A 10,575-nucleotide genomic window follows, 5' to 3' on the forward strand; every position below is an offset into this window, starting at 1 on the left:
CCGGCTGCGGCACCCAGTTTTGCAGCATTTACTGCCACGTTCAGCGCCTGCCCGCCGGGGTACATCATACCTGTGTGGAGATAGAGGTCACACACGTTGTCTCCCAGTCCCAGAAGCTTCATATATGTGCTCTCCTGTTCCTAAAAAGTATTTTCTTGTCAGGCCGGAACAAGATTGTTCCGGCCTGACTGCTATATTGCTTAGGCGGGATTGGCTGCATCAAATTCGGCGTTCCAAGCCAGGACCTTGTCGTACAGATTTTCGGTTTTAAACAAGTCAGTCTCCTGCAGTTCATAACCCAGATTGGCGGTGGCATCAATGAATGACTGCCGGTCACAGTCCACGAAAGTGACGCCCTTCTCAATCAGTTCTTCCTTCATCTGAGCCCACTCATCGTGAACGGTATCATTGTAGTAGGCTTCCACCTGGGCTCCAATATTCCGGAACACTTCTTGGTCCTCTGCAGGCAGAGTATCCCAGAAAGATTTGGCAAAGAAAATACTTTCAAAGGGATAGGCAAAGTCTACCTCAGACGCATAGGGCGCAGACTCATAGAACCCCGCGGAGTAATAAGCGTCCTTAGCCGCGTCGCCGCCGTCCACAATCCCCTGCATCAAAGCAAAGGTATACTCCGAATAAGCAGTGACCACAGGGGTAGCACCCATGGCCCTGGCATCCGCTTCAAAAATAGGCAGGTTCGGGATCCGATACTTCATTCCCTTCATATCGTCCACAGTTTCCAGCGGCCAGGTGCAAAACAGCATCCGGGGGTTACGCTGCAGGTTATAGGCCACAAATTCAAAGCCGGCCTCATCCAGGTCATCCCAGATCTGCTGATTCTGCGCGATAAAATATTGGGCCTGGTCCGATGAGGTAAAGCAAAACGCCATGTCCAAAATATTGAGGTCAGGGGCATAGGTGGCCATAGTGCTCAGGGTCGTCATCATAACTTCCTGCAGGCCCATCTGCATATTTTCCAGCATAGTGGTCTCGTTTCCCAGCTGCTCGGAGGGATAGAAGTCAAAGCGATATTTGCCATTGAATGCCACGTTAGCCAGATCACAATAATACTGGCAGGCCGTCGGGCCGGTTTCACCTAAAGCCCCCGCATTTCCGAAGCGGACCACAATGGTATCGTCATCGTATACGACGGCTGCCGCCCGCTCTGAAGCTTCTTCCAGAGAAAGGGCAGAAACATCAACAATGTCACTTCCCTGCCCTGAGGCGGCAGGGTCAGGCTGCGAGGAACTTTCTGCGGGGGAGCTGTTGCAGGATGTAAGTGCGCCAAAAGCCAGAGTCAGGGTCAGAGATAACGCCAGTATCCGTTTCATTGTAGTCATACCTCCATTTTTTATTTATTTGAGCGTCCCAAGAAGCCTGGGAAGGAACTCCGTAATCTGCGGCACATAGGCCACCAGCATCAAGGTAACAAACAAGGGAATCAAAAACTGGATGGTATATTTCAACGCGGAGTCAAAATGGCCGTTTGTTGCTTTACAGGTTACAAACAGTGCTGGCGCAAATGGAGGTGTGATAATGCCGATGGTGATATTCAGCACCACCATGACGCCCATCTGTACATAGCTCATCCCCAAGGCGGTGGCAATATTCATTAAGAGGGGGGCCATCATGATCTCGATCTGCATAGCGCCGATAAAGCAGCCCATAAACAGCAGCAAAAGGTTCAGCAGCAAGAGGATAAGGAAACGATTGTTCAACGCCATGAGCGCGTCGGTGACAACAGTGGTGATTCCGCTCGTAACGATCAGCCAGTTAAATACCATGCCGGCCGCGCACAGGCACATCACCATACCAGTACTGGCAACGGTTGCCCTCAGAGCCCGGGTAAACATGCCCCAGTTAAACCGCCGCAGGGCGAGGGACATCGCAACACAGTACATGGCAGCCACGGTTCCGCATTCGGCAGGAGTAAAGACGCCAGTGGTGATGCCGGCCACCAAAATAATCGGTCCGCCCAGTGCAGGCATAGCACTCCAGGTTGCGGACGCCTTCTCCCGCCAGGAAAACCGTCTGGTTTTGGGGCACGGGATATTTTGGGTCTTCATGGCAATGACAATCCAAATCATCATGCTGACGCCCATGATAATGCCGGGGATATATCCCGCCTCAAACATGGCCATCGTGGAAGTCTGAGACAAAAACGCCCAAATTACAAAATTAATCGAGGGAGGAATAATGGGCCCAATCCCTGCGGAAGCCGCTGTAACCGCGATGGAAAAATTTTTGTCATAGCCCGCCTTTGTCATGGCCTTTACCTCAATGGTTCCAAGTCCGCCGGCGTCAGCCAAAGCGGAACCGGACATTCCGGCAAACACCATAGAGGCCAGTACATTAGCATGGGCCAATCCGCCTTTCAGATGGCCAAGCCAGCTTTCCAACATTGCAAACAGGCGGTCTGTTAATCCGACCTCGTTCATATAGCAGCCCACAAACAGGAAGGACGGCAGTGCCAGCATATTGAAATCGGCGAAGGAATTCGCACTTTTCTGAGCGAAGATAATAAAGCTCTCGTGATTGATAACCAGGTATTCCAAACTGGCCAGCAACATGGCATAACTAATGGGGATCTGCAGCAGAATCAAAACCACAAATGTCCCAAAATAGAGCAGAATCAACGGATCAAAGCTAGTCAATTGCATTCCCCTCCTCTCTTGCCTCAGGGACAACGATAGATTCATCATCCAAAACGATGTAGGCAACCGTTTTGTAGATACAGTAAACCAACACAATGATACTCATGACTAAAACGGGAAGCGCATAATAATATGCTTTCCCAAACGGCAGTCCGCCGACAGGGCGCAGGTTTTCCTGCATCTTAAACAGCATATAACTGGCGGGGATAAAGATGACGGAAATTACCAAGACGATCAAATTGCTGCAGTGAAAAATAATTCTGCGGGGCATTGGGCCAAGATGCTTTACAATAAACTCCAGCATTGCGTGGCCATTCTGCCAATACACTGTGGCCCAGCCAATGGCACACACCCAAACCATGATGGCTACAACCGCTTCATCGATTCCGAAAATAGGGCTGGAGAATACATAACGCATCATGACCTGAAAACAGAGCATCGCCATCATCGCGAATGCGGCCAGCCCCGCCAGCAGCTCAAGTCCGTTGTTGAACCGGTCCAGGACAACTCCAACTTTCTTTATCGCGTGTTTCATAATACTCCTTTCTCCACAAGCGTTTTTATGTGCGGCTTCCAAAGACTTAACTGGCGTCTCACGCAGGGATCACTTGGTAGAGATAATCCAAACATTTTTTCATGGTTTCTTCCGGATCAAAATCATACAGCCGATTATAAATTTCAAATGGAATGGCTCCGGTATATCCAAAGTCATCCAGCGCCAACAAATAATCTTTCAGGGGCAAGTTTCCCTCTCCGGGAATCAAGTGACCCAACGGTGTGCCGTCAGCGAAGTGCAGGTGGACCATGTCTTCATTCAAAATTGCCAAATCCGTCCGAAAATCTTCTTCTGCCATGGCGACGGCACAGGTATCCAACATGCTTTTCAGGTTTGGGCTGTTTATCTCATCCAACATGCGGCGGATCCGTCCGGTGTTATATACCACATTGGTCGTATTGTAGCTGGCCGCTTCAATAACCATGGTTACACCATATCTGGTCGCCTTGTCCACAATTCTGCGCAGGGACTGCACGCTGCGCTCCCAAGCTGCTTCCTCTGACTGATCAAAATACCCTCGCCCGCAGACGATTTGTGCGTATGGGGCCTGCAGCTGTGCAGCGAACTCTATCGTTTTGAAAAAGGTCTGAACGCTGCGTTCGCGAATGACCTCATCTTCACAGGCGATGTTGATAGGATACACACACTGCTCTTGAGTCAGGCAGCAGACAGAGATTTCGCGTGCATCTAACTCATGCTTCAATTTGGCCACATCGGAATAGGTGGCATCTTCTATGCTCAAATGAGGGCAAGCTGCGTAGAACTCAATGAGATGCTGATTCAGATTCGACATAGACTGCAGGAAGTAAGGCAAGCTGTATTTAATGTAGTGGTAATTGGAACAAGCAATTTGTGCCCTGGTCAGCGTTTTCACATGATTCACCCCTTTGAAACAAAGTTCCTTCACTCATTATACAATACATTATATAATGTTATGGTCTGCATTATATCATATTGAACAGAGGGCGTCAAGGGGTTTGCCGCTGCATTGGTTAATATTTTTGAAGACCGCGGCACTGTGGAGGGGGCTGGAGCGAATTGCTGCAGCTGACAGTTTGGGATACCCTGTAGTGCGCGGTCAGTTGTTTGGGGTCATGTCTGCCCTTGCGCTGTTTGATCTCTGTGCCCCTCCGCTTCGGCCAAACAGTAAGTGGCACAAAGAGCTGCCTTCCTATTTTTCGCCGGATGTGCTATACTGATACGCAGTCAGGAGAACCAACCAAAGGGGGTGCATCATGTGGATCGGCACGTGGCTGAAGGCTGGCGGTCCCGCATCCAGAAATGGATCCCCCTGCGCTCGGGCAGTGTGCTTGGGTCCATTTTCTTGGCTCTGCTGCTCTTGACCGCTGGAGTACTTGCGTTGTTTTCGCACTACGTGCTGAGAACTTATCAGGATCAGTATCGCTATCAGACCATTCAGAGCGAATTTGCCCACATGGAATATCAGGCAGACCTTCTTCAGATGGAGCTTGGGCGGCTCCTGGAACAGGTGGATGGATTGAAGCACCGGGAGGACTGCAGCCGCCTGATGGTTATGGAAGATATCGCACAGAGCACACTCAGCATGGATGTGGCCATGTACCTGAGCTCTTTGGTGCAGAGCTATGGGGATATCCTGCGAGAGATCTGGATCTATTTTGACCAGTCAAAGATGGTCCTGTCCTCAGACCAGGAGCTGCTGCCCCTGACCGAGAGCAGACAGCAGGAGCTTCTGACTTACTATGAGCAGAGGAAGAAGGCAGGGGAGCTGGCCTGGGTGAACCAGGCCGCTCTGCTGACCCAAAATGGCGGCCTGTACCTGGCAGTGGGCTATCCGAGCTCCAGTCCGCTGGCGACCATTGTGCTGGAGCTTGACGCCGAAGCGCTGCTGGCCGAAATGGAGACAAACTGGCCGGAAGAGGATATTTCCTATGTGTACACGGTTTTTGGCACCCCAATTTTTGACCGGCAAATAGAATATCCAGACCCTCAGACATTACAGGTGGGGAACGAAGCGGAGGATCTGTGGGGGGAGTCCTGTTACGCCTACTCCAGTGCGTCCGCCCCCACTGACATGGTCCTGGCCTATTGGGCGCCTGGCACCGACCTGCTCCTGGTCACATGCATAGACGGCAGGGACCTGATTCCCATCAGGGGAGGCTGGGTCCAGGCGCTGATCCCCTATGTGCTGCTGGCCGCCGCGCTGATGCTTGCGGCCTCCCTGTGGATGTACCGGCGGATCTATCTGCCGCTGCGCCGGGTGATGGGCTCTCTGGAGGCCGGCCGGAGCAGAGATCAGGTGGCCACGCTCCGCCGCCTCGGAGATAACGAGCTGGTCTTGGTTCAAAACATGGTGGAGGACGACCGGCGGCAGCGGGAAACCATGCAGACGATGCTGGATCAGCTGCAGGAGTCAGTGCGTGAAAAGCATCTGCTGTCTCTGTTCCGGGATGAGCTATCCAAGGAAGACTTGGATAAGCTGGAAAAAGATGGGCAGCTGCCGGCCGGAGACGGGGTCTACGCCGTGGCCTATCTGGACTGGCAGCAGCCTTCTGACAGCAGCGGGGAGGAGACGGAAACCATCCTGCTGGGGGTGCGTCTCGTCCTGCTCGTGGAGGAAGGCTGTAAACAGCTGGGCATAGTCAGGCGGGTCAAGGTGAGCGCTGCTCAGACTGCCTGGCTGGTGGAGCTGTCCAGTGCTGAGAGCGGATTTATGGAGCAGTTCCGGCAACTGCGCCGCAGAGCGGAGCGCGTGGTCGAGACAACGGACTTTCGGTGTGCCCTTGGGAGTGCGGGGCCCTGCATTGGGTTGGACGCGGTAGGTCAGATGTATGAACAGGCCAGGTGGGAAGCCCAGCACTGGAGCTATTACCGTCAAGAGGTGAATCGGCCGTCTCAGAAGGACGACGAGATGCGCGAGCAAATTACCCGGGCCCTGCGCCAGACCATTGGTCAGGCACAGGGGAGCGGGACCGACTGGGACACCCTGATAGATGATTTGATCCGCTGTGATGGGGAGAGGACCGGCAGAGGGCTGCAGCTCCTCATGGACCTGTTGATGGAGCAGCTGATCCAGCACCAAATCGACCCGGAGGAGGGGTGGCAGCAGCTGCGTCACGCCCTCGGATCCCCGGACAACCGAGTGGAGGAGGGGGACCCCAGGCTCGAGAGCGTCAAACAGTTTGTTCAGTTGAGTACAGCGCGGCTGCGGGCCAAAACCCAAAACCGCCAGTACCAGCACATCGTTCGGGCCCAGGAGTACCTGGCAGAGCATTTCGGAGACCCCGGCCTGTCTCTGGAGGCGGTAAGTGAGCAGATAGGCACCACCGGCCCTTATCTGTCCCATCTGTTTTCCACCCGCCTTTCCTGCGGCTTTCTGGATTATCTGAATCGATATCGGATTACCCAGGCCAGAAAGCTGCTGGACGCCACCGACCTGACGGTGGCTGAAATTGGTCTGAAGTGCGGCTTTAATTCACCGCAGGCATTTATCCGCGTATTCAAGAAATATGTTGGCCGGACGCCCGGTCAGTACCGGAGCAGCAGGGGGGAGGAGCATAAATGAGGAGGGTTCGCCGGCTGCCGGCGTTTCTGCTTCTGGTCCTGTACATACTGCTGACCGGCTGTATTCAGGCGCCGATGCAGGAGCGGGACCTGTTCCAGGCGGTGCAGGCCCAACGGGAGCTTCGGGAGGGGGCGGCCCAGGAGCCGATTGTGATCCTCCTGTCTCATTCCGCCACAGAGGACCGGCCCACCCACCAAGCGGCCGTCTACTTTAAGCGCCAGCTGGAGGAGCTGTCAGACGGAACGCTCTATGTGGAGATATATCCCAATGACACCTTGGGCAATGTGCGGGACAACGCGGATTCTTTCTCCAGCGGTTCTGTCCAGATGCGCATTGGGCTGGGAGACAGCACTCCGCTGGTACAGCTGTGTGCCCTGGCTCCCGCCCTGGGGGATCTGTCGCTCCAAGAGCTGGACAAGCGTCTTCAGGAGGGGGAACTCCGGGACCTTTTGGAGGACCAGTACGCCGACAGCGGGATGATGCTCCTGGAGGTCATGCCGCCGGAACGACGCTACCTGGCCTGCAATCAAGCCATTGAGCGGGCGGAGGATTTTCAGCGGCTCAATGTGCGAATACCGGTGGAGCATGATTCCAACGCCTGTTACTGGCAGGCGCTGGGGGCCCAAACGACGGTGGTAGACATCAAGCAGCTGCGGATCATGCTTCAGCAAAAGGCGGTCAATGCCCATGAGAGCACCCTTCCGGTGGTGATCGGGCAGCGGCTCTACCCCTATTTAGACTATTTGATTCAGATTCCGCACCGGATCTACTTCGACACGATGATTATGAACCTGGAATTCTTCCAATCTCTGACCCGGGAGCAGCAGGAGATGGTGCGCGAAGCGGCGGATAAAACCCGGGACTATTATCAGACGGAGAGCGCGGCATATCTGGCCCGGAACGGGCAGCTGCTGGAGGGCTATGGGGTGCAATATCGGAAGCTCTCCGGTGAGCTGGAGGAGCTTCTGCGGGAGAACAGTGCCCAATATGAGTTGCCCGGCATACAGGAGGAATTGGGTGCGGAGCTCTTTCACCGAGCGGTAACCCTCCTGACGGAGCAATAAACAATTCTTTCGATTTGCCGTTCAAAATGAACGATAGTTTCGTTTTTGCCCGCCCGGGACGGCCATCCAAAATATTAACACTATACACAGCTTTTGTTTTCTGTTATCCTTCTGCTCGAGGCAAAACAGCCAAAACATCATTCCGCAAAGGAGGAAACAGAATGAAACCGTTGAGACGGGCTTTATCGATCCTGATGTCAGCTGTGCTGATGGCATCCCTGTGCGCTCTGCCTGCAGGGGCAGAGGGCCTGACGCTGGGGGAGCCCACCCCGCTGACCCAAGAGAATGCAGGGGTGCCGGACACGACCCGCGGGAATGCGCTGCTTCACAACGGCTACTTCACCCAGGACATCCAAGTGGGGGATCAGATCCGGACCGCGAAGATCTATATCGGGTCAGATGCACAGCTTCGGTGCTATTTCACCGTGCTCACAGTTCCGGACGGGATGGACACCGCTGAATTTTTGGAGGACAGCGGTTGGGCCCAATTAGCGGAGGATCGGGGCGAGGGACTCTTTGTGCTGGAGCCCGGCCCGGAGGGCTGGGGCAGCTATGCAGAGGAGGAGGCATACCTGACCGCCGCCTTTGCCGCCTATAACGAGCGGACCTGGTACTCCAATTTCAGCACCTCCTATCTGTTTGGCTATGGAGCCGGCGGACAGGTCCTCCAGCAGTATGCGATGGCCAACAGCATGGCGATGATTGGAGGCGTCTTTGTAGATGCCAGTGAAATTGACCAGGACTATCTCCTGCAGGTGGGGCAGACCGTTCTCTCTGACGGCTCCACGACGCTCAGTCAGGTGCCCATGCCGGTATGGCTGATTAACACAGCGGAAACCCAGGCCAATCAGGCTGTTGCAGACTACTGGAAAGAGGCAAACGACTGCGTGGAGACCGGCGTCGCCTTGGAGGACGGCAGTGTGCAGTTCGACCAGCGCCAGGACTCGGACCGCATCGTGACCTCTTACAGCGACACGCGTTCCAAGGTCCGGGTCCTCACCGGCTCCGTGGATATCTGCTCCCCCGCGTTTACGCAGAGTGCCTACGACTTTATGCGGGGCTATACGCGCTATGAGACTGCGGTGATCGGCGGCAACGCCTTGGGCGCCCGCCCCGATTATGATGCTATGGGCCTGGACATCTATGAGCTGGAGATGGACGGCCTGGTGCGGGAGTACATCGTATACGCGCCGGAGTCGGTAAAGGCTTCCGGAGAGAAGGTGCCCATGGTCCTGCTGATGGGCGGGACCAGCCAGCCCAGTCGGGTCATCTTTGATGCCACCCACTGGTGGGAAATTGCCGACCGGGAGGGCTTTATCATCGTCTCCCCCTGCGCCTGGTCCGACATCCTGCGCTGGAACAACACCGGTGACCCCACCCAGCGGGACGACCTTAAGTTTATCGAATATGTGATGGACCAGGTGATTGCCAATTACCCTGTGGATCCCACCCGCTGCTATGCCACCGGGCAGTCCAACGGCGCCGTTATGACACAGTTCCTGGCCCAGCAGATTCCGGAGCGGTTTGCCGCCGTGGCGGCTACTTCCGGCGGCCTGATCGAGCAGGAGCTGTACGCACAGGACAATGGCAACGCCATGATCCCCACGTATGTCCTTTTTGGCGAGTTTGACAACTGGAGCTATGATTTTACCTTGGACGGCGAGGTGCGCACTCTGGTGAGCTACTTTGCCCAGCGCAATAGCACCAGCCCCGTGGATGACCCGGACTTCTGTACGGAGGAGGGCCGCTTCATTACCTATGGCTGGGCCAATGACGATGGGGTCGCCATGGTCCAGCTGACCCAGACCCTGGGCCGTCCCCACAACTGCATTCCCAGTGAGATGGAGCTGATTTGGGACTGGTTCTCCCAGTGGAGCCGGAGCCAGGACGGCGCGCTGTATCATAACGGGACTCTGGTAGACACGACCCGGGCTGCGGCAGAGGATCCTTCCGCCGACCAGCCGGAGCAGCCCTCTGCCGGCCAGAAAGTGCAGCAGTATACGGTCGTGGAGGGGGACAGCCTGTGGGCGATTGCCCAGCGGTTCTATCAGGATGGAAGCCGTTACCAGGACATTTTCCAAGCCAACAAAGAGCGCATCTCTGATCCCAACCGCATCTATGTGGGGCAGATTTTGGTGATTCCCGCTCAGTGAGCCGGGACGCCAGTCCTTCCGTTGGTCCGAATGACGGTGGGTGCTGCTGCGGGTCCGACCCAAAGCGCTGTGAACGATCAACATAGCAACAAATAAGGATAAAAATGACCCAAACGGCCCCGCCTGGCGCTCGTGCAGTACAGAGCGCCGGGCGGAGGCCGTTTGGACTGTTTTCTGATGGGCCGGTTCGGGGCCCCGGTCTGGAGGGCAGTTCTTTCGGGGGCGGCAGAGGCGCCGCAGGGGATGTCATTGCGCAGCCCCGCGGTATTCCTTGGCGGCGGCGGCAAAGGCCCGGAACAGGGGGTGGGCCCGGTTGGGCCGGGATTTGAACTCCGGATGGAACTGGACCCCCACGAACCAGGGGTGGCCGGGCAGCTCCACCATCTCCACCAGCTGGCCGTCCGGGGAGAGACCGGACAGGACCAGCCCCTTTTCCGTCAGCAGGGCGCGGAAGTCGTTGTTGAACTCATAGCGGTGGCGGTGGCGCTCGGAGAGCTCCTCGCTGCCATAGGCCTGATAGGCCCGGGTGTCCCGGCCGGTGAGCCGGCAGGGGTACGCCCCCAGGCGCATGGTGCCCCCCTTGTCGGTGATCCCCCGCTGGTCC

8 protein-coding genes are annotated in these 10,575 nt (G+C 55.8%); 3 read left to right on the plus strand and 5 right to left on the minus strand.

From position 1 onward, the window contains the following. Positions 1-200: 200 nt before the first annotated feature. The 4 genes from Q0K43_RS08240 to Q0K43_RS08255 are packed head-to-tail and all read right to left on the minus strand — an operon-like array spanning position 201 to position 4,084. Positions 201-1,331 carry a TRAP transporter substrate-binding protein gene (locus tag Q0K43_RS08240; protein WP_297290075.1) on the minus strand — a complete coding sequence of 377 codons (1,131 nt, stop codon included), beginning with the start codon at positions 1,329-1,331 and terminating at the stop codon, positions 201-203. Positions 1,332-1,355: 24 nt separating this feature from the next. Then, positions 1,356-2,654 (minus strand): TRAP transporter large permease, encoded by a 1,299-nt coding sequence (locus tag Q0K43_RS08245; RefSeq protein WP_297290076.1) that lies wholly within the window; start codon positions 2,652-2,654, stop codon positions 1,356-1,358. Then, the gene (locus Q0K43_RS08250) at positions 2,647-3,189 is read right to left on the minus strand and encodes a TRAP transporter small permease (protein WP_297290077.1); all 543 of its coding nucleotides are present in this window, start codon (positions 3,187-3,189) and stop codon (positions 2,647-2,649) included. Before Q0K43_RS08250 ends, Q0K43_RS08245 begins: the two co-directional genes overlap by 8 nt. Before the next feature lie 58 nt (positions 3,190-3,247). Continuing rightward, positions 3,248-4,084 carry a sugar phosphate isomerase/epimerase family protein gene (locus tag Q0K43_RS08255; RefSeq protein WP_297290078.1) on the minus strand — a complete coding sequence of 279 codons (837 nt, stop codon included), beginning with the start codon at positions 4,082-4,084 and terminating at the stop codon, positions 3,248-3,250. Positions 4,085-4,447: 363 nt separating this feature from the next. Between Q0K43_RS08255 and Q0K43_RS08260 the strand changes: the two genes are divergently transcribed. The 3 genes from Q0K43_RS08260 to Q0K43_RS08270 all read left to right on the plus strand — a co-directional run bounded on the left by Q0K43_RS08260 (position 4,448) and on the right by Q0K43_RS08270 (position 9,971). Then, positions 4,448-6,754, plus strand: a complete 2,307-nt coding sequence (locus Q0K43_RS08260) for a helix-turn-helix transcriptional regulator (protein WP_297290079.1) — start codon at positions 4,448-4,450, stop codon at positions 6,752-6,754. Then, positions 6,751-7,818, plus strand: coding sequence for a TRAP transporter substrate-binding protein (locus Q0K43_RS08265; RefSeq protein WP_297290080.1), 1,068 nt, complete (start codon positions 6,751-6,753; stop codon positions 7,816-7,818). The genes Q0K43_RS08260 and Q0K43_RS08265 overlap by 4 nt, the downstream gene beginning before the upstream one ends. A 161-nt stretch (positions 7,819-7,979) precedes the next feature. Further along, entirely contained in the window at positions 7,980-9,971 is a 1,992-nt protein-coding gene (locus Q0K43_RS08270) for a LysM peptidoglycan-binding domain-containing protein (RefSeq protein ID WP_297290081.1), read from the plus strand. A 246-nt stretch (positions 9,972-10,217) separates the two neighbouring features. On the opposite strand, the gene Q0K43_RS08275 is transcribed toward Q0K43_RS08270, so the two are convergent. Beyond that, a partial coding sequence (locus Q0K43_RS08275) for a glutamine amidotransferase-related protein (RefSeq protein WP_297290082.1) occupies positions 10,218-10,575 on the minus strand: 358 nt, incomplete at its 5' end.

Origin of the sequence: uncultured Flavonifractor sp. (genome assembly GCF_944383115.1) — a bacterium.
Taxonomy (GTDB): Bacteria; Bacillota; Clostridia; order Oscillospirales; family Oscillospiraceae; genus Flavonifractor.